General features: G+C 60.2%; 15 protein-coding genes and 2 pseudogenes. 10 read left to right on the forward strand and 7 right to left on the reverse strand.

Translation table 11 applies throughout. The annotated features are described in order from the left end of the window. Nucleotides 1–24 precede the first annotated feature (24 nt). The 3 genes and pseudogenes from C4334_RS03080 to C4334_RS03090 form a co-directional block, all read left to right on the forward strand. Nucleotides 25–460, forward strand: a pseudogene (locus C4334_RS03080) (dihydrofolate reductase family protein); the annotation flags it as partial. A gap of 39 nt (nucleotides 461–499) precedes the next feature. Next, nucleotides 500–652: pseudogene (locus C4334_RS03085) on the forward strand (transposase); the annotation flags it as partial. Between the two features lie 35 nt (nucleotides 653–687). Further along, nucleotides 688–861 carry a C2 family cysteine protease gene (locus tag C4334_RS03090; protein ID WP_352430616.1) on the forward strand — a complete coding sequence of 58 codons (174 nt, stop codon included), beginning with the start codon at nucleotides 688–690 and terminating at the stop codon, nucleotides 859–861. A 361-nt stretch (nucleotides 862–1,222) separates the two neighbouring features. On the opposite strand, the gene C4334_RS03095 is transcribed toward C4334_RS03090, so the two are convergent. Continuing rightward, nucleotides 1,223–1,753, reverse strand: coding sequence for an MGMT family protein (locus tag C4334_RS03095; protein WP_352430617.1), 531 nt, complete (start codon nucleotides 1,751–1,753; stop codon nucleotides 1,223–1,225). 134 nt (nucleotides 1,754–1,887) lie between these two features. Beyond that, nucleotides 1,888–2,535, reverse strand: coding sequence for a cyclase family protein (locus C4334_RS03100; RefSeq protein WP_352430618.1), 648 nt, complete (start codon nucleotides 2,533–2,535; stop codon nucleotides 1,888–1,890). A gap of 230 nt (nucleotides 2,536–2,765) precedes the next feature. Here C4334_RS03100 and C4334_RS03105 point away from each other — a divergent pair, with 230 nt between their 5' ends. From C4334_RS03105 to C4334_RS03120, 4 genes are all read left to right on the forward strand, one after another. Continuing rightward, nucleotides 2,766–3,584, forward strand: coding sequence for a menaquinone biosynthetic enzyme MqnA/MqnD family protein (locus tag C4334_RS03105; RefSeq protein WP_352430619.1), 819 nt, complete (start codon nucleotides 2,766–2,768; stop codon nucleotides 3,582–3,584). Nucleotides 3,585–3,598: 14 nt separating this feature from the next. Continuing rightward, nucleotides 3,599–4,690, forward strand: a complete 1,092-nt coding sequence (locus C4334_RS03110) for a two-component system sensor histidine kinase NtrB (RefSeq protein ID WP_352430620.1) — start codon at nucleotides 3,599–3,601, stop codon at nucleotides 4,688–4,690. Between the two features lie 168 nt (nucleotides 4,691–4,858). Then, the gene (gene mqnC, locus C4334_RS03115) at nucleotides 4,859–5,995 is read left to right on the forward strand and encodes a cyclic dehypoxanthinyl futalosine synthase (protein WP_502943387.1); all 1,137 of its coding nucleotides are present in this window, start codon (nucleotides 4,859–4,861) and stop codon (nucleotides 5,993–5,995) included. 43 nt (nucleotides 5,996–6,038) lie between these two features. Beyond that, nucleotides 6,039–7,877: a two-component system sensor histidine kinase NtrB gene (locus C4334_RS03120; RefSeq protein WP_352430642.1), complete on the forward strand. Its 1,839-nt coding sequence runs from the start codon at nucleotides 6,039–6,041 to the stop codon at nucleotides 7,875–7,877. Nucleotides 7,878–7,970: 93 nt separating this feature from the next. Here C4334_RS03120 and C4334_RS03125 read toward each other — a convergent pair whose 3' ends face one another. Next, nucleotides 7,971–9,944, reverse strand: coding sequence for an amylo-alpha-1,6-glucosidase (locus tag C4334_RS03125; protein ID WP_352430622.1), 1,974 nt, complete (start codon nucleotides 9,942–9,944; stop codon nucleotides 7,971–7,973). A gap of 128 nt (nucleotides 9,945–10,072) precedes the next feature. On the opposite strand from C4334_RS03125, the gene C4334_RS03130 reads away from it, so the two are divergent. The 3 genes from C4334_RS03130 to hemL all read left to right on the forward strand — a co-directional run bounded on the left by C4334_RS03130 (nucleotide 10,073) and on the right by hemL (nucleotide 14,267). After that, a complete protein-coding gene (locus tag C4334_RS03130) occupies nucleotides 10,073–11,500 on the forward strand; it encodes an NFACT RNA binding domain-containing protein (protein WP_352430623.1) in 1,428 nt (475 codons plus the stop codon). A gap of 100 nt (nucleotides 11,501–11,600) precedes the next feature. Further along, complete coding sequence (locus C4334_RS03135) at nucleotides 11,601–12,776, forward strand: lipocalin-like domain-containing protein (protein ID WP_352430624.1); 1,176 nt, start codon at nucleotides 11,601–11,603, stop codon at nucleotides 12,774–12,776. 201 nt (nucleotides 12,777–12,977) lie between these two features. Beyond that, complete coding sequence (gene hemL, locus C4334_RS03140) at nucleotides 12,978–14,267, forward strand: glutamate-1-semialdehyde 2,1-aminomutase (RefSeq protein WP_352430643.1); 1,290 nt, start codon at nucleotides 12,978–12,980, stop codon at nucleotides 14,265–14,267. Between the two features lie 131 nt (nucleotides 14,268–14,398). Here hemL and C4334_RS03145 read toward each other — a convergent pair whose 3' ends face one another. The 4 genes from C4334_RS03145 to C4334_RS03160 all read right to left on the reverse strand — a co-directional run bounded on the left by C4334_RS03145 (nucleotide 14,399) and on the right by C4334_RS03160 (nucleotide 18,263). Further along, a complete protein-coding gene (locus tag C4334_RS03145) occupies nucleotides 14,399–15,700 on the reverse strand; it encodes an RDD family protein (protein WP_352430625.1) in 1,302 nt (433 codons plus the stop codon). A 387-nt stretch (nucleotides 15,701–16,087) separates the two neighbouring features. Further along, complete coding sequence (locus C4334_RS03150; RefSeq protein WP_352430626.1) at nucleotides 16,088–16,462, reverse strand: DUF2203 domain-containing protein; 375 nt, start codon at nucleotides 16,460–16,462, stop codon at nucleotides 16,088–16,090. A gap of 57 nt (nucleotides 16,463–16,519) precedes the next feature. Continuing rightward, on the reverse strand, nucleotides 16,520–17,317 hold the full coding sequence (locus tag C4334_RS03155) for a LabA-like NYN domain-containing protein (RefSeq protein WP_352430627.1): 798 nt from the start codon (nucleotides 17,315–17,317) through the stop codon (nucleotides 16,520–16,522). A gap of 178 nt (nucleotides 17,318–17,495) precedes the next feature. Then, entirely contained in the window at nucleotides 17,496–18,263 is a 768-nt protein-coding gene (locus C4334_RS03160) for a hypothetical protein (RefSeq protein WP_352430628.1), read from the reverse strand. Nucleotides 18,264–18,293 lie beyond the last annotated feature (30 nt).

Consider the following 18,293-nt stretch of genomic DNA (forward strand, 5'->3'; position numbering starts at 1 on the left):
TGCAACACGGAGGTACTCGCCTTTATGAAGACACAATACTATACAGCGACGAGTCTCGACGGATTCATCGCCACCGAAGATGACTCTTTGGACTGGCTGTTCCCGCTGGGCGATGCGAACGACACGAGCTATCCGGCTTTCATCGCTGAGGTCGGTGCATTGGCGATGGGTTCAGCAACCTACGAGTGGATCCTGCGTTATGCTGACAAGGTGGCCGCCGAAATGGGATCGCCATGGCCTTACGCCCAGCTAGCTTGGATCTTCTCCAGCCGAGTGCTTCCATCGATTGAAGGGGCGAACACGCGCTTCGTCAAGGTGATATGCGGCCTGTTCACGCTGAAATGAGCAAAGCGGCGGGCTCGAAGAACATCTGGATTGTGGGCGGGGAGACCTTGCCAGTCAGTTCTACGACGCCGGTCTGCTAGACGAGGTCATTGTCCAGGTAGGTTCAGTCACTCTAGAGCCTGTTATGAACTTTCGGATTTGGTAATTTGGGTGGATGAGCCGAAAACCATATCCGAGTGATGTCAGTGACGAGGAATGGGCGTTTGTTGCCCCTTACTTGACCTTGATGACGGAAGATGCGCCGCAGCGAGTTTATTCTCTGCGTGAAGTCTTTAATAGCTTGCGCTGGCTGGTGAGAGCCGGGGCGACTACTGAACAGCTATCGTGCGGTAGAAGTACGAAGTGAGCGCCCGCGACTATCCGATGGACGATGGGCACACGAAGATCGGTGATGTTCTTGGGGATGAGCAAGAGACTTGGCCGCTGGTGATCGAGAAAGCCTATGCCAAGTTAAAGGGGGGCTATGACAAGATCAACGACGGCGGGAGTTCAGGCGAAGCGTTGGAGGCTCTTTAGGCGGCGACGCGGTGGCGAAGAGTCCGGCAAACTACGACTTCGCGACTCTGGAGCGAGCGGTGCTGAGCGGTCCGGTTGTAGTTGGGACGGGTAGCTAAGAGGAGAGGTTGAAACAGGGAAGCATGCGTATGTAGTCGGTGGAGTGTATGAGATCGAAGGGAGGATGTTCATCGAGATGTATAATCCTTGTGGGCCGTGTAGAGACTGCCAGTCGGAGAAAGTGCCATACGAGAAGCTCAAAGAGCTGTTCGAGGTGTTTTGGGTTGGACCGAGGATACTGGGGCAATGAAGGAGGGGCAAAAATGCGCGGCCTAGTGACTGCGTTTTTGCTCAGACCTGATTCGCGGCGATTACGGATGTTCTAGCGACGCTCGGATTGGACATGCAAACGCATCTTCGGTCCGCGGACTTCTGGATGCCAAAGGTAACGCGCAAGCTCGCACCTGCCGCGCACGTCGAACTCAACGCCTTCCGCTTCAAGTAGGCGTTGCTGCTTGTCAGGGGGCAACATGATGCGCGTTGTTGAACACATCCCTTGCGCGTTGATGACGCGATGCCACGGAATCGCGTCGTCCGCCGCATGCATGACGAAGCCGACCGTGCGCGCCGTGTAACCTTCGCCCAAAAGCGCAGCGATCTGTCCGTAGGTCATAACGCGCCCCGCCGGAATACGCCGCACGATCTCGAAGACTCGTCGGCGATATGCGGATTCCGCATTGCGTTCAGTGTTTTCGGTGGATTGACCGGCGCGCCTGCTTTGCGCGGGCAATGGATAGCCCGCGCCACGATGAACTCTCTCGCCGCGTCGTCGAAACGGCTTTGCGGACGAATCTCGCTCGTGGCTGGAGACCTTCTGCCCTAGACGCTTTTTCGCTCCCTTTTTGCCGGACATATCCGTTTGACGCAGTTCGCTGAACTTGCTAGGGACTAAACTTTGCGCGACGATAGGTCGAGGAGGATTCGCATCGCTGTTCGCCGATGCCTGCTGGCGATGACCAACACATATTCGACTTCAGAGTCGAGCTGTCACTTCGGGCCGTCCGATTCGATGAGCACAACGCGGGCTGGCGCGCCGTCGCCAGCGCCGCCTGCGATACGTAGCGGCAAGCAGATCAGATCGTATGTGCCGGGAGCAACCGCTGAAAGGTCGAGTCCTTCGACGATGACCACGCCGTTTGCGAGCAGCGTGAGATGCGTCGAAAAATCTCCTGCGCCGTATCGTTCGACCGACAGATAATCGATGCCAACCAAACGCACGCCCCGCTGGACCAGCACGCGGGCCGCTTCGGACGAAAGGTAGACGTAATCGGTTCGGAAGCTCCCGACGCTTTGCGTCCAAAGCGATGAGTTGCGCGTTTTAAAGAGCACGCGAACGCTTTCGCCGATCTCCGTCAAATGTTCTGGCAAAACCGCCTGCGCATCTGCGGGGATTTCGATGACGCGCGCGCAACCGATCATCGCTTCCAACGAAAGAGCGCAGACCCCGGCTCCGCCAGCGATGAAATGGGCCGGCGCATCGACGTGTGTTCCCGTATGCGCGCCGAAGCGAAGCGCGGTGACGTTGGCCACGTCGCCGCGATCAATCGAAGCGTGCGCTTCGATCTGTATCGCTGGATCGCCCGGATAGATAGGCGTTCGCTGATCTATCGGAAGGCTTATGTCGTAAATGCGCATCTGGACAGTGGTTAATCTAGCCGTTGAGACTTGCGGTGTCAATCAGAGATGGTATGGGCTTTTTATGACCAGAAGCCGTTCAACCGTCGTCGCTCGCGGTTGCAAGATGCATCCCATGATAAGCTAGAGCGCGATGGCGGCGAGCGGGGAGATGAGAAGACCGGGCGGCATCTTTGCTGCCGCGTTCCGGCATTGCGGCGGAGTAGCGTCTGAAGTAGCATCATCTTTTGGTGGAAGGGCGCGACATCGTTCAGGGTCGGCTGCGCATCGCCGCTTCGAGCTATCTCAACTCGGCGCCGCTCATCTGGAGCTTTCGACGCGGCTCGTTGCGCGAGCGCGTGCGTTTGTGGACCGATGCGGCTCCAGCGCGTTGCGCCGAGATGCTGGCACGCGGCGACGTGGAGGTCGCTTTGGTGCCCGTCATCGAGTACCTGCGAATTTCCGATACGCGACTCATCCCCGGCGTCTGCGTCGGCGCACAAGAGCGCGTGCGTAGCGTCGTCATCGCAACGCGCGGTATGGCGTTGGATGAGGTGCACACGGTGGCACTCGATCGCTCTTCGCGCACTTCAGCGGCGCTGGTGCAAATCATCTTCCGCGAGTTCATCGGGCGCGAACCGCGGTTCGTCCCAGCAGCTCCGGACATCGAAGGAATGCTTTGCGAGCATGACGCAGCGTTGCTCATTGGCGATCCGGCGATGAGCTTCGAGCGGCGCGGGCGGCGCGTCTACGATCTGGCTGCGGTTTGGCGCGAACGGACCGGACTCGGCTTCGTCTTTGCGATGTGGATGACGCGCTATGGGACGAGCGTTCGCGGGCAAGACTTCGTCCTCGCGCGCGATGAGGGCTTGGCGCACCTTGATGAGATCATCGCCGAATACCTTCCGCGCCTGTCTTTGCCAGAGGATGAATTGCGCGAGTACTTGCTGCAAAACATCAGCTTCGCTCTTGATGAGAGGATGCGCGCTGGACTTGAACTATTCTTTCATCTAGCGTACAAGCATGGTCTGGCTCCTATAAAACGCCCGCTGCTATTCAACGAAGATTGACGCGCGAAGGATCCATGGAGTTTTGGACTGAATCGTTAACTGAACTCGACGCCATAGATTTCGCCACGCTCGATCTTTTGCCCTACGGCATCATCGTCGTGGACCGCGAAGGAAAGATCCTCTACTACAACGCGCGCGAAGAACAGATCGCTGGACGGCGCAAGGAGAGCGTTATCGGGCGGAACTTCTTCACCGAAGTGGCCCCCTGCACGCAAGTGCGCGATTTCTACGGGCGGTTTCAAGACGCGATGAGCCGTCCCGGTTGGACCGTTAACTTTCAATTCCGTTTCCCGTTCCCCAATAACCCGCGCGAAGTCGAGATCGCGCTCACCAGTTTCGAGAACAAAGGCGATCGCCTCTGTCTGATCTCGGTCAATGACGTGACGGAACAGAAGGCGCTGCGTGAACGCTTGATTCGCGCCGAACACTTGCGCGAACTGGGCGAGGTCGCAGCCGGCGTCGCGCACAACTTCGGCAACCTGCTGATGGTCATTCGCGGCAATGCCGAGGTGATGCTCGAGATGACGGAGGATGAAGCTTTGCGCCGACGCATCGAAAAGATCATCAAGGCGAGCGACGATGGGGCTAAACTGGTCCAGCGAATACGCGATAGCGCGCGCCACAAACCCGAAGGGACCGAGCGCGCCGAGATCGACCTAAACGACGTGATCCGCGATTCGGTCGCGTGGATGGAAGATTACATCTACGAAGCGCGCCGCGAGCGCCGCGCCGTGATCGAAACGGAGTCGGATCTAGGGTCGAATCTGCCGCGCGTGCGCGCGAGCGCGACCGAGATGCGTGAGGTCTTCGTCAACCTGTTGCGCAACGCCGTCGATGCCATTCGCGGCGAAGGCCGCATCACGGTAAAAAGTTCGGCGGAAGATGGGCGCGTCGTGGTGGAAGTGAGCGACACCGGCTGCGGGATGAGTCCCGACGTGATGGCGAAGATCTTCCATCCGCTCTTTACGACCAAAGGCGAACGCGGGACCGGATTGGGCTTGACGACCTGCTACGCCATCGTCCGACGACACGGCGGCGACATCCGCGTGCGCAGCGAGGAGGGCAAGGGAACGACCTTCACAGTCAGCTTGCCCGCGGCAGAGTAGCAATAGAGCTGCTCTTTGCGCACATTCGGGTGCTCGGTGTCCGAGCGCATGTCGGCGGCATCCTCGGCCCATCTGGTAGAGAGACTTCAGCCCGTGCGCCAAGGTATAATCGTTTTCCGAACTGAGGGGATTGGAAGGAGAAAGAATCCGTTTTTGGAAGAGCTGATGATGGAGATGAGTAAAGATATTCGACCGATCCTTGACCGAGCGTTGGCGGGCGAGCGTTTGACGGCGGATGATTGCGCGGCGTTGCTCGCCTCGGATGATTTCTTGAGCATCGGGGTTGCCGCCGATCAAATGCGGATGCGTTTGCATCCGGACGGAATCGTCACGTACATCATCGACCGCAACATCAACTACACCAACGTCTGCAACGTTGTCTGCACTTTCTGCGCGTTCTACCGTCGCCCCGGAGCGAAGGACGCCTACGTGCTGTCGCTTGACGAGGTCTGCCGCAAGATCGACGAGACGATCGCTGCAGGCGGGACCGGCATCCTGATGCAGGGCGGACTGCATCCTGATTTCGGCATCGAGTGGTATGAAGAACTGTTGCGCGAACTCCACGGGCGTTACCCGCAGTTGCAGTTGCATTGTTTCTCGCCGCCGGAGATCCACAACATCCACTTGATTTCGAAACTGTCTTACGAAGAGGTCCTCGCGCGATTGAAAGGGGCCGGACTGTACAGTTTGCCGGGCGGCGGCGCCGAGATCCTCGATGACGAGGTGCGGCGACGGATTTCAACCAAATGCACGACCGCACAGTGGTTGGATGTGATGCGTGCCGCACACCGCGTCGGGTTGCGGTCAACAGCGACCATGATGTTCGGCATTGGCGACCGTCTTGAGCATCGCGTGCGCCACTTGCAGCGCATCCGCGACCTGCAAGACGAGACGGGCGGTTTTACGGCCTTCATTCCGTGGACCTTTCAGCGGGAGAACACCGCGCTTGGCCGCCGTATCAAAGAGGAACCGACCGGCGTCGATTACTTGAAGATGCTCGCCGTCTCACGCCTTTTCCTTGACAACATCGAGAACATTCAAGTTTCGTGGTTGACGCAAGGATTGCGGCTCGGCCAAGTGGCGCTCCGTTTCGGAGCCAACGATATGGGATCGGTGATGATCGAAGAGAACGTCATCTCGGCGGCGGGCGCGCATTTTCGGGCTGATGAAGCGACGTTGCGTCGCTTGATCGAAAACGCCGGCTTCACTCCACAGCAACGCGACATCTTGTATCGCCACGTGCATCGTCGTCCGGGCGAACCGGCATTACAGAACGAGATGCCGGCGACCACGGTCGCGGGCTGAAGACGAAGGCTGCTCATCAGGTGACGAGCGACCGTTGCGTTCTATGCCGACGGGCGAAAAACAGCAAGAGGCACGCGAGCCAGCCGGGCGCCGCACGCTCTACCGCCGCCGCATCGAGAACCAGAACGCCGCGCGCGCTGAATACGACGTCGCTCCGGCGCTTCCGCCGCTTCTCGTCGGGTTCGCGTTGCTACTCATCTTGGTCATCGGCCTTGGCTTCTTCAGCGTGCGACGACTGGAAGCGGTCGGTCGCACGACGCTTGACCTCGAACGACGACACGCCGCCAAATTGAGCTTCCTCTTGCGATTGCGGACGGCGCTCGCGGAGCTGAACAATCAGGCGCGCGCGCGCGCTGAAGCTGAAGCGCGGCGCGAGCTGCGTCCACCCTTCGATCTGCCTTTGCGCAATGCGCGCGGCGATGTGCGCGAGCTGCTCTCGACGCTCGACCGGACGGCGCTCGGTCAAACTCCGCTTGGCGAACGTCTTCGCCAACAGGTAGTGCAATTCATCGAGGTGACCGAAGATGCTGAAAGGTTCTCGCTCGAGGGGTTCGAGCGATTTCGCGCCGCGGACACGACGCTCGATCAGATGCTGCGCGACCTCGGACGCGAGCAAGACGACATCCTCCGGCGAAGCGAAGAACTCGAACGCGAAGCGGCCAGCCGCATCAGGTTGTTAACGTTGCTCGCCTTGCTTACGGGCGCGGTAGTTGCTGCGGGAACGATTTGGGAGGTGCAGAGGCGTTTTCGTCAAGCGCGCCAGAGTTTGCGCGAGGTTGAGCGGCAGCGCCGCTTGAGCGCGCAAATCCTCGAAGGCATGGTGAGCGCCGTCGCCGTCATCGATACGGAGGAACGCATACGAAGCGCCAACGCAGCTTTCTTCCGTATCTTCCAGAAAGCGCGCGTCGGCTCCTCCATCAGCGAGCCGATCGCCTCCTCGGAGGCGATGCGCATGCTTGAAGCGGCAGCGCGGTGCAACCCGACGCAAGCGACTTACTGCGGACGTTGGTTGATTCATGCCGAAAGCAACGGCGACGCACAGACCTTCGACGTTTACGCTTCGCCGCTCGAAATAGACGGCGAGCGCGCCTCTTTGATCACCATGGTGGACGTGACCGAAGCGGCTGAGGCGGAAGCCGAATTGCGCCGCACCGAAGCGCTCGCCGCCGTCGGACAGGCTACGGCGCAAGTCGCGCACGAGATCAAGAATCCGCTCGGCAGCATACGTTTGGGCGTGACGTTGCTCCGCGACATGACGACGGATGAGAAAGCGCTTTCGACCATTGCGCTCGTCGAGCGCGGCATCGAACACTTGAACAAGATCACGCTCGATGTCACGCAGTACTCGCGGCACAAACCGCTTTCGCTCTCCGAGGTCGATCTCGCTCAGTTGCTCGAGGAAAGTCTCGCGCTCGTTAGCGATCGCATCGCCGAAAAGAACGCGCGCATCGAACGCCGGTACGCAGAACAGCCGATCAGCGGTTTGTGGGACGCCGATCAGTTGCAAGAGGTCTTCGTCAATCTATTGGCCAACGCGCTCGACGCGAGCGACGAAGGCGGCGCTCTCATCATCGAGACGCGATGCTTGCGCGACGGCACCTCGTCGCCCGGTTGGGCTAGCATTTCGATTCGGGATTTCGGCTGTGGCATGGATGAGGCGACGCGCGCGCGCATCTTCGAACCGTTCTTCACGACTAAAAAGCGCGGTACAGGCCTAGGTCTCGCCATCGTCAAGCGCATCGTCGAGCAGCACGGCGGCAAGATCGAGGTCGAAAGCGAAGCGGGCAAGGGAACGCGCTTCATCATTCACTTGCCTTTGGTCGCCCCGTCTAACGTTGCAAGCGGCAACCGCAAGCGCGCCGCACAGAGCGCGGGCCGGTAGCGGAAATGGGACTTGAAGCTCGTCGAGCGGTGTGCTGCTATGAGCATAGCTAGGCGTGCCCATTGCTGTCGAGCGATGTGATCCCAGAGCCTTTCACGGCTCTGCGGAGAGGAGCACCTCTGCGTGCTCCGCCGCGATGCGTAGCAGTTCGGCCACGCTCCAAGCTTGTGCGATGGCGCCGCGCGGTGCGTGCGGCGCGTCGCCATCGAAGATCTCCGATACCTGACCGATGCCGGCTTCGCGCAAGTGTTCGTTGAAGCCGCGCAACAGACGGCGAACCGCTGCTCGTGTTGTCGGCGAAGAGCCGTACACCTTGAGGTAAGCCGTCACAAATGGTCCCATCAACCACGCCCACACCGTGCCTTGGTGATAGGCTCCGTCGCGTTCGACCGGTCCACCGACGTAGCTCCCGCGGTATCGCGGGTCACGCGGGCTGAGCGTGCGCAGTCCGCGTGGTGTCAGAAGTTCTCGTTCGACGACGGCCACCACTTTGCGCGCTCGTTCGAGATCGAGCATCGAGTGGTGAAGGCTCACGGCGAAGATTTGATTGGGGCGAACGGACGGGTCGCGCTCCATTACGTTGACAACATCGAACAAGCATTCCGTCTCCGCGTTCCAAAAGAGGAGGTTGAAGCTACGACGCGCGCCGTCGGCGAGCCGCAGAAGATAGCGCGCGCGCGCTTTGTCACCGAACCGGTGGGCGAAAGCGGCCATCGTTTGAAGCGCATTGTACCAAAGGGCTTGGATCTCGACCGGCTTGCCATGACGCGGCGTTACGATCCAATCGCCTACCTTGGCGTCCATCCACGTCAGTTGCGTTTCGGGCGTGCCAGCCATGAGCAGATGGTCGTCGTCCATGCGTATGCAGTAGCGCGTGCCGCGCACGTGCCAATCGATGATTTCGTTCAGCACGTCGTATAGCTCGGCGCGCACGAACGCCTCATCTTGCGCACTGACCACGTAGGAGCGAACGGCCTCGAAGAACCAGAGCGTCGCGTCCACGGTGTTGTACTCAGGCACCTCGCCTTCATCGGGAAAGCGGTTGGGGATCATGCCGCCGTCGACACAGCGCGCGAATTCGCGCAGGATATCGCGCGCCGCGTCGAAACGGCGCGTCGCATGCGCAAGGCCGGGAAGCGAGATCATGGTGTCGCGTCCCCAATCGCTGAACCAGTGGTAGCCGGCGATGACGGTTTTGCCCGTGCCGCGGGCGACGATGAACTGGTCCGCCGCCGCGGTTAGCTGCTCGACCAAAGGATCGCGCATCGGAGCGCCTGCCAAGATCTTCATTCGCCGCGCGATCTCCGCGGCGCGCAACGGTTCCGCCGCGGAGATCGCGCGCTCCTCGGTGGATACGATGATGCTCGTGCGACGACCAGCTTGTAGCCGAAAGCAGAGGGCAAAGGGACTGAAAAGGTCTTCGACGAAGTCGAGGCCACGTTCTCTTTCGCGGCGGTAGATGAAGTTCCGATACCAGTAGCTTGCTCGGTCAACCGTCGCCGTGTCGTAAGCGAAGTGCAGCGTCAAAGAGCGACCGCGCAGTGCCACGCCGCTGGGGGTCTCGCGTAGCTCGAAGATGGCGTTGCTCTCTTCACGCGCAAGGTGATGATGATTGCGAAAAGCGACCAGCGGACGGATGAGCAGCTCGACTTCGGATGCATTCGATTCCCTTAGTTCGTACTGAACCACCGTGCTGTTTTCGCCGTGCACCATGAAAAGGCTCTTTTCGAACACGACGCCGGCCGCCTCGTAGGTGAAGACGGGAAAAGGATCGAGGCGAAAACGCGCGAGTTGATGGAAACCTTGCGGATGCACTGCGCCGACGTATTCGTTAGTCGAAAGATCGAACGGTACGCCGTCGATGAGCAATCTCTCCTCAAACTTCGATAAGAGCAGGGTGCGCGCCACCGGCGGCTTGGTCGCTGCAATGAGCAGACCGTGATAACGGCGCGCGTTGAGTCCCATGAGCGTTGAAGAAGCGTAGCCGCCGAGCCCGTTGGTCTCTAGCCACTCGCGTTCGAGCGCACGATGAAAATCGCGGCAAACTTCAGGTCCAAACTCGATCATGCTCTTGCTAACCCCTGATGAAATTCAGATGTGCATCCTCTCTCGATTTCAGCCACTTCTCGCGCGAGACTCCTCAGCGCTGGCGATTTGTCTGATCGGGCCACCATCGCTTATAACATCATTCGAGGATGAATGACGAACTGCTGCAGGAGCTAATCGCCGAGGTTGCGTCCGCGATTCAAGGCAAGCGGCTGTTTCGCCTCTTCCAGCTCGCGACAACGGATCTGGCGCTCGATTTCGGGTTGAAGGACGGGCGCTATCTCTTCATCTCGGTTGCGCCCGTGATGCCGCGCCTCTATTTGATTCGGCGCACTGTGCGCCAACTTGAAAAAGGGGCTGTGCCGCCATCCAACTTTTTGCTCCTGCTGCGCAAATACCTCGTTGGGGCGACGCTTCGCGCGATCACCAAAGACCAAAGCGATCGCATCGTGCGCCTTCTCTTCGACAAAAACGGCGAGAGCAAGCGGATGTTGGTCGCGCAGTTGACCGGGCGTTCAGCCAATCTCTTTCTGCTCGACGAGCAAGGCCGGATCGCGGACGCTCTTCGCGCTCTGCGTGGGAGCGGACAGCAGCCGGGAGAGCCGTACCTTGCGCCTACCTCGCGCCCAGCGAAGAAGAGTGAGCCTCCGCCCTTCGCGCGCGGCGCGCACGGATCTTTGTCCGAAGCGGCAGACGATTACTACCTACGACTGGAGGCTGAACGGCGCTTCGACGAGCGTGTGCGCAACGAGATCGCGCGTTTGGAACGCGAGATCGAGAAGCGTCGGCGATTGCTCGATAATCTGCGTGAAGACCGTGCCGCACATGGCGAGGTGGAAGAGCATCGGCGCATCGGCGAGTTGTTGCTCGCCAACCTGACAACAGCGGAAAGGGTTGGAGAGAAGGTGCGCATCCGCGACTTCTATGCCGATGACGCCCCTTGGATTGAAGTCGAAATCGGCGCGGGGCGGAGCTTGCAGCAGGAGGCCGAGCAGCGCTTTGCGCGCTACGCGCGCGCCAAGCGCGCCGCGGAGCGGATCGAAAAACGCGTCGAAGAGATTGCGGCGGAATTGCGCGAACTCGAAACGCGCCGCGCTGTCATTGAGCAGATACGCGCAGCGCGCGACGAGCAAGCCTTGGCCCGGATCTCGCCGTCTGAACCGGTGCGCGCGGCACAACGAAGCGTAAAAAAGGACCAACTCCCTGCCGGGATCAAACGATACCGCTCTTCCGAAGGCTACGAAATACTCGTCGGGCGCGGCGCGAGCGAAAACGATCTGTTGACCTTCCGCCTCGCGCGTCCGCACGACCTATGGTTGCACGCTGCCGATTACCCGGGCGCGCACGTTGTGGTGCGTAACCCGCAGCGCGCTGAGATACCGCAGCGGACGTTGATCGAAGCGGCACAGTTGGCCGCAGCCTTCAGCCAAGCGCGCGCCGACGGCAAGGTCGCCGTGCATTACGCGTGGCGAAAGCATATCTCAAAGCCGCGCAATGCGCCGCCTGGAACCGTGACGGTCGCCGGAGCGCGCACGCTGATGGTTGCCCCGCGCGCAGATCTGCCACGCGCAGAGTGACTTCACAAAAGCGGCACAATTTCGCGAACTTCCGCTGCTAAGCTGCTCTTTGGCTCTTGAACCGAAAGAGGGATCTTCATGACTTGAGATGGAAACGAGGATGGAAATCGAGTTCAGCAACCCTGTGGAACGTCTGGCCGCCCAAGCTTTGGATAAGTTGGCTGATCTGATCGTCGGCCCGGCCTCTACGTTGCGCGACGGCACGGAACATCGCGGCGTCGAATTGCCGCGCGACTTGTATGCGCACAGAGAGGCGCAAACTGAATGGTGGTACTACACCGGTCACGTCGAAACCGAAAACGGGCGACGATTGGGTTTCGAGTGGGTCTTTTTCAAGCGTCGAACCGATCTCGATCGTTTCGGCGTCGTGCCGTTGCGGTTGATCGCTAATCCGCTCTACCTTGCGCATTTTGCCCTCACGGACATCACTTGCGGACGCTTTCGCTACGCCCATCGCAAAAGCGCCAACGGCCCGTGGGAACTTCCAGCGGGCGCGAGCGTGCGACGCTACTACCTGCGCTTAGGCGATTGGACGGCGCGCGAACTTCACGGCTTGCACATCCTACGTGGCACGCTCGATGATCTCACGTTCGAGGTCGCGTTGAAACCGGAAAAGCCGCCTGTGCTCAACGGACATAACGGCGTCAGCTTCAAAGATCACGGCGAGGCGTCGCGCTATTTCTCGTTCACGCGCATGAGCGCCGAAGGTGAGATCGCTTGGCGCAGGCGCGTTGAAAGGTTCGCCGGACAAGCGTGGATGGATCGCGAGTTCGGCACGTGGCGCGCGACCGAAAATCAACGCGGGTGGGACTGGTTCAGCCTACAACTTTCGGATAACACGGAATTGATGGTTTACCATATACGCGACGGCGCCGGACGGCCATCGGCCTTTTCGAGCGGGACGTTTGTTGATGCTGAAGGACGGTCAACACACCTGCAACGCGAAGACTTTTCGTTGAAGGTTCTCGGACGGTGGCGTAGCCCTCATACGGGCGCGATCTATCCGAGCGGTTGGCAGATTCAGGTCCCACGCCTTTCGCTCGATCTCACCGTCCGCCCGCTGCTCGAAGATCAAGAACTAGACACGCGCGGCACGACCATGGTCATCTACTGGGAAGGGGCGTGTGAAGTCACAGGGCGCCGCGAAGAACAGGTCATTGATGGCCAAGCGTATGTTGAACTGGTCGGCTACGATCGTTCGCACGAGAGCCCCTCTTTCGCGACCTTTTTGTTCGGCAACGCGCTCGACAGAAGGTGGCGTAGCATCTTCGGATAGAAGACGCGCTCGAATAAACTTTCGTTGCGAAGCAGCGTTGGGTTTGTGATTGACAAGACGCAATCGGCGGATTATTTCTCAAGAGTTGTTGCGGGTCACATCGCGCCGATACTCGATCTGGCGAGAAGCGGGGCGCAGAAGAGCAGTGAAAGCATGAAGAACGATCACGGTCGGCCGGAAGAACTTCATCGTCGTGAAAGCATGAAGAACGATCACAGTCGGTCGGAAGAACTTTACCGTCGCGCCGTGCGGTTGATGCCCGGCGGCGTCAATTCTCCGGTGCGCGCCTTTCGCGCCGTGGGTGGAACACCGCGTTTCATACGCGAAGCCAAAGGCGCGACGATCACCGATGCCGATGGTCGGCGTTACATCGACTATGTCGGTTCATGGGGACCGATGATCCTCGGCCATGCGGATGCAGAGGTGACGGAAGCGATCAAGCGCGCGTTGGAGCGTGGCACGAGCTACGGCGCGCCGACGGAGCTAGAGGTCGAAATGGCGGCGGAGATCATCGAGGCCGTGCCGTCGGTCGAGATGGTGCGCATGGTTAACAGCGGCACTGAAGCTGTGATGGCGGCGATCAGGCTAGCTCGCGGCGTTACGGGGCGGACCAAGATCGTCAAATTTGAAGGCTGCTATCACGGTCACGTTGATAGTCTGCTTGTGCGCGCCGGTTCCGGCGTGGCGACGCTCGGTCTGCCCGATAGTCCGGGCGTTCCAACGTCGCTAGCGCAGAACACGCTAACCGTTCCTTTCAACGACGCCGAGGCTTTGGATCGCGTCTTCGCTGAACACCGCGACATCGCCGCGGTGATCGTCGAACCGGTGGTCGGCAACATGGGATGTGTGCCGCCGCGCCCCGGATTTCTCGCGCGCCTGCGCGACGTAACGCGGCGCAACGGCGCGTTGCTCATTTTCGACGAGGTAATGACCGGTTTCCGACTGGCACGCGGCGGCGCGCAAGAGCTTTATGGTGTGACGCCCGACCTAACGACGCTCGGCAAGATCATCGGCGGCGGTCTGCCTGTTGGGGCTTACGGCGGAAGCCGCGACATCATGCAGTACGTCGCGCCAGCTGGACCGGTTTATCAAGCCGGCACGCTCGCTGGCAATCCCATTGCGATGACAGCCGGGCTTGCGACGCTGCGACGTTTACGCGATCCGCACGTCTACCAACGTTTGGAAGAGGCTGGGGCGCGACTCTGTGCCGGATTGGCCGAAGCGGCGCGCGCGGCGGACGTGCCAGTGACGATCAACCGCGTTGGTTCGATGTGGACCATCTTTTTCAATGATGGTCCGGTATGGGATTGGACCGCAGCCGCGCGAAGCGACCGCGCGCGTTTCGCACGCTTCTTCCACGCTATGCTCGACGAGGGGGTTTATCTTCCGCCTTCGCAGTTCGAAGCTGCCTTCATCGGCTTGGCGCACACAGACGAGGTGCTTGAACGAACCGTCACGGCCGCACGCAATGCCTTCGCTGCGATGCGTTAAGCTTCAAGCGCGTGGCTGGGGATCAAACGTGGGATTTCGCCGTTGAGCTTGCGTCAACGCCCGTTGCTCGCTGAAGCGAAACCATCGAACATCTTTCCCACTCAGCACGCGACGCGCAGCGCGATCGGTCCCTATTCGCGCACGACGATCGTACCGGATAACAGATCGTGCAGGGCGCGCCCTTCGGCGTTGACGAGCGAATAGAAGAGACCCAATCCAAACGTCGCCAACGACAGCATGAGCGCCAACGCGCGGCGTGCTGCTTGCCCGAAGGTCGGTATCAAGCCGGTCTTGGCGTCCACAACGCGCACCGAAACGAGCCACATGCCGAAGGTACGCCCTGCAAAGGTCACGGCGGCGACAGAATAGAGGAAAGTCATCGAAAGGCAGATGCCGAGCATGATTGCACGGACGCGCGGATCGGCCCAGTTGCTGCTCGTAATTTCGATGACGGCGGCAAACGGCGAAGAGAAGAACGCGACGACGAGAAGGTCAACCGCTGCCGCGACCATGCGCGCCGAAAATGGGGCGCGATCGTCGATCAATTGACGAATGGATGTCGCACGGCGTTGCTCTTCCTGTTCCGCTTCGAGGCGCGCGATCAATGCGTCATCAAGCACGCCATCGAAGACGCGCCGCGGTTGCGGGCGCGCTCCCTCGACAAAAGGTGCACGCGGCGCACCCGCTTTGATGTCGGTCGCGTGCGGCGACACTTCTTGACGCGGCGCGGTTGCTGTCTCGCGTTGCGAAGCCTCATGACGCAGCAGCGGTTCTCGATGCTCTGTCGCACGATCTTCTCGACGAAGCGGCGTGTGCGCTTCCGTCGCGTCGCTTCGCGCAACGACCTCGCGAATGGCGCGCGATGCTTTGCTATCTGCGGTCTTTTGCTTGGGCTGTTCTAGCTTGCGTTGCGGCGACTCCGGTAACGGCGCGGGCTGTTCCGTTTGGGGCGAGGCAAGCTGCGGGCGGCGGTCCTTTTGCGGTGCCGCCGCTTTCTCCTCCGTCTGTTGAACGCGCGCCAAAGCTGCTGCCGCTCTGCCGCTGCTGGTCCGGTAAGCGACCGGTTGCTGGCGCGCGCGTTCCAAACGCCGCAGTGCTGCGGCGACGATTGGATTGGTCGGCGTTTCGGGTTTGGAGATGAGGTTAAGGGAAGACGACTCGCGCCGCTCTTCAGCGCGCGCCGCTTCGCGCGCACGTCGCTCTTGGATTTCACGCACGCGCGCGCTCAACTCTTTGCGCCAAGCCGGTTGTGGAGCGCGCGCGTTGCCGGGAAATTCGATCAACGTCGAACCTTTGTGTGTTGCCTCCTTGGGCTGTGCAATCAGCGGGCGCACCTCCGCTGTGCCGTTCGGCGATTCGCTCGCCGCGACACGACAATGTGGACAGCGGTCCAGCGAGTCGTCGAAGACGGCATTGCATGCGCTGCACTGCATTTTTGGTCCAAACCTCCAAAAAGGATCTCGATTCGTCGGTTCGGAACAGCGGTTGGATCCCGAAGCTCCTAACCCCAAGCGCGTTACGAAGTCGCGGCGGATGCTATCAGAAATTACTTTAAGTCGTCAATCGGAAAGCACACAAGAGACTGTGGTTGACGTTTTGGGCACCGCAACATACAGTTCCGCCTGCGTTTTGATTTTTGGAACCGCTGATGTTTACCGAAAAACCGTGGGGCTCGCGGTTGGCGCGCTCGTTACCACCGTCACTAGCATAGTTTGATCTTCCGTCGAAGCTTAATGCGACTCGGAGCATGAGCCAAGCGCGAGCATGTTACTGACGTTGTGCAGGCCGGTCTTTCGTCGAGCTGTGAGGTGGGAACTAGACTAAAGCGGTTGGCGTCCGGCAAAGCCAGCATCCCATTCGTGCCACCACTGTATGCGATCGCCTTCGCCCATGTGCCAGCAAAGGAGCACTACTCGCCCGTCACGCATATGCGGAAAATCGACCAGCCCGCGATCTAGATCCTTCAATTGTACGCCGAGCGCACCGAGTTCGGCCATCTTTTCGCTGAGCTGCACAAGCGCCGCGGCATAGGCGGTGCCGCCCTCGACGCCGCCGGTCCAGTTAGCTTTATCAGCAGCCAAGCGCGCCCGGTCGCGCAGCGTGCGCAAGCGACCGTGCACCTTTTGGAGTTCGACCAGAATGGCGCGCACGGTCGGGAGCAATCGATTGGCCTCTTCGATAGTGAAGAGCTTCATCGCTTTTGGCGCAACTTCGGAGCACGCGCTCTTCGTTGCAAAGCGGGGTTCTCAAAATCAATCATCCGTCACACGGATCAGATCGCTCACTCCGCTCTGCCCTTCGCCCAGATGGAAAGGATCGTCGTCATCGGAGACGATGATCCTGAAGGATCCGCTTTCCATCTCGTCGTTTGCGGCAGCGCGTGTTTCATTTCGCGGCCCTTCTGCGGGCGTTTGCGCCGCTGAGTTGGCGCGTTGGTGGTGAACCAGCGACGGATCGTTCGTCTCCGCATGATGGCGCGGGTGATCATGCGGATAGCGCTCGTAGTAACGCGAGTGATGGTGCGGATCTTTGCGGATGCGGTCGGCGATCTCGCCTAGATCGATGAAGTAGTCGGCGACATCGATCAGCTTCGGCGCCGTGTTGGAGCGGAAGCCAGCCACTTCCACGCGACATCCCTTGTAAGCGACGGCATTGACCGCGTAGACGAAATCCTCATCGCCTGAAACGAGCACCGCCGTGTTGTAGCGACCGGCTAGCGTCAGCATATCGACGGTGATCTCGACATCGAGGTTGGCCTTGCGCGTGCCATCGTAAAAGGTCTTCAATTCTTTCTGCACGACGCGAAAGCCGTTGCGGCGCATCCAGAGCAGAAAGTTTTGCTGCCGTTCAGCTCCAGCATCCACGCCCGTGTAGAAGAAAGCGCGCAACAAACGCCCGTCTCCGAGCAGAACGCGAAGCAGTTTGTTGTAATCGATGTCTATGTTGTGAAAGCGGGCCGCGTGGAAAAGGTTATTGCCATCAATGAAGACTGCCACACGCCCGCGATAACCTAGCTGCCATGAAATGTTGTTAGTTGGATCGTAGTACATAGGTTTTGATTGAACGCTCCGAAAGAGAAGAGGCTCACAAACTCCGCATACATAGGATGCCGTCTTGATCTTTCCAGGTCAAGCTTTTAAGAGCTTCGAGGCGGTTTCACCGCGAAAGATCGTCGACGCGGCATCGGATGAGCGGGCACCGGTGTTGCGCTGCTCGGCTTGCAGCTCGTCAACGCTGCGCGGCGAGCGGCTCGCCGGTGCGCGCGTCGATGTACACAGGCGCGCCTTGCCCGACGACTTCCCAAGCGAGATGAAGGTTCAACGTGGAGGGCGTTTGGGCGATGGGGAAGATCACCAAACGCCGCACGGCAGTTCCGCCCGCACGTCGCACCGCCTGTTCAGCGCTGATGGTCGGACGAAGTTCTGCGACGCTGCGCGTCACGCGTCTGGCATCCGGAATGGCCGAGCTGGAGAGGTTCAACAACTGGCCATCCGGCAGCGTCGTAATCTCCACCGCGCCGTAGCCATTTACGAGCGGATAGACGAAAGCGCTCTGCTGATAACGCAGGACGCGACTGCCTTGCGGACCATCTTCTACCGCGACGAGCGAAAGCGCGGTTGGCTCTGTGCCGAGAAGCGTCCCGTATGCGGCGATGAAACGGCGCGCCGCTTCGCGCAGTTCGTCTTCGCTCATCATCTGCTGTAGGCCGAGGCGCGGCAGGCGCAAACGGGTCGGCAGCGCAGGCAACGCGCGAATCGTCGCCATCACCGGGTCTAGTTCGGGATTCGGAGCGCGCTCGATCCCTTGATTGCGCACAAGCTGTGTCCACGCGGCCAACGCTTGCTCGCGACGCGAAGCGTCGAAAGTCAGGTTCGGCGGATAGGGAGAAGATTTTGCGCGCGGTTGCCCCGTCTCGGGTCGCGGCGCAAACAGCCCACAGGCTGCGCCGAGCGCAGCCAAAAACGCCAGCAACGAGATCTTTCGACCGGCTCTCATCTGGTCCGGCGCTGAAAGGGCAATGCGCGC

The organism is Pyrinomonas sp. (genome assembly GCF_040289685.1).
GTDB lineage: Bacteria > Acidobacteriota > Blastocatellia > Pyrinomonadales > Pyrinomonadaceae > Pyrinomonas.

Bases quoted from the DNA above. Each gene is read 5' to 3' on its own strand.
- mqnC (WP_502943387.1), top strand. From the start codon at position 4,859: ATGGAGATGAGTAAAGATATTCGACCGATCCTTGACCGAGCGTTGGCG.
- C4334_RS03145 (WP_352430625.1), bottom strand. From the start codon at position 15,700: ATGCAGTGCAGCGCATGCAATGCCGTCTTCGACGACTCGCTGGACCGC.
- C4334_RS03125 (WP_352430622.1), bottom strand. From the start codon at position 9,944: ATGATCGAGTTTGGACCTGAAGTTTGCCGCGATTTTCATCGTGCGCTC.
- C4334_RS03155 (WP_352430627.1), bottom strand. From the start codon at position 17,317: ATGTACTACGATCCAACTAACAACATTTCATGGCAGCTAGGTTATCGC.
- C4334_RS03110 (WP_352430620.1), top strand. From the start codon at position 3,599: ATGGAGTTTTGGACTGAATCGTTAACTGAACTCGACGCCATAGATTTC.
- C4334_RS03095 (WP_352430617.1), bottom strand. From the start codon at position 1,753: ATGTCCGGCAAAAAGGGAGCGAAAAAGCGTCTAGGGCAGAAGGTCTCC.
- hemL (WP_352430643.1), top strand. From the start codon at position 12,978: ATGAAGAACGATCACAGTCGGTCGGAAGAACTTTACCGTCGCGCCGTG.
- C4334_RS03150 (WP_352430626.1), bottom strand. From the start codon at position 16,462: ATGAAGCTCTTCACTATCGAAGAGGCCAATCGATTGCTCCCGACCGTG.
- C4334_RS03160 (WP_352430628.1), bottom strand. From the start codon at position 18,263: ATGAGAGCCGGTCGAAAGATCTCGTTGCTGGCGTTTTTGGCTGCGCTC.
- C4334_RS03100 (WP_352430618.1), bottom strand. From the start codon at position 2,535: ATGCGCATTTACGACATAAGCCTTCCGATAGATCAGCGAACGCCTATC.
- C4334_RS03120 (WP_352430642.1), top strand. From the start codon at position 6,039: ATGCCGACGGGCGAAAAACAGCAAGAGGCACGCGAGCCAGCCGGGCGC.
- C4334_RS03135 (WP_352430624.1), top strand. From the start codon at position 11,601: ATGGAAATCGAGTTCAGCAACCCTGTGGAACGTCTGGCCGCCCAAGCT.
- C4334_RS03130 (WP_352430623.1), top strand. From the start codon at position 10,073: ATGAATGACGAACTGCTGCAGGAGCTAATCGCCGAGGTTGCGTCCGCG.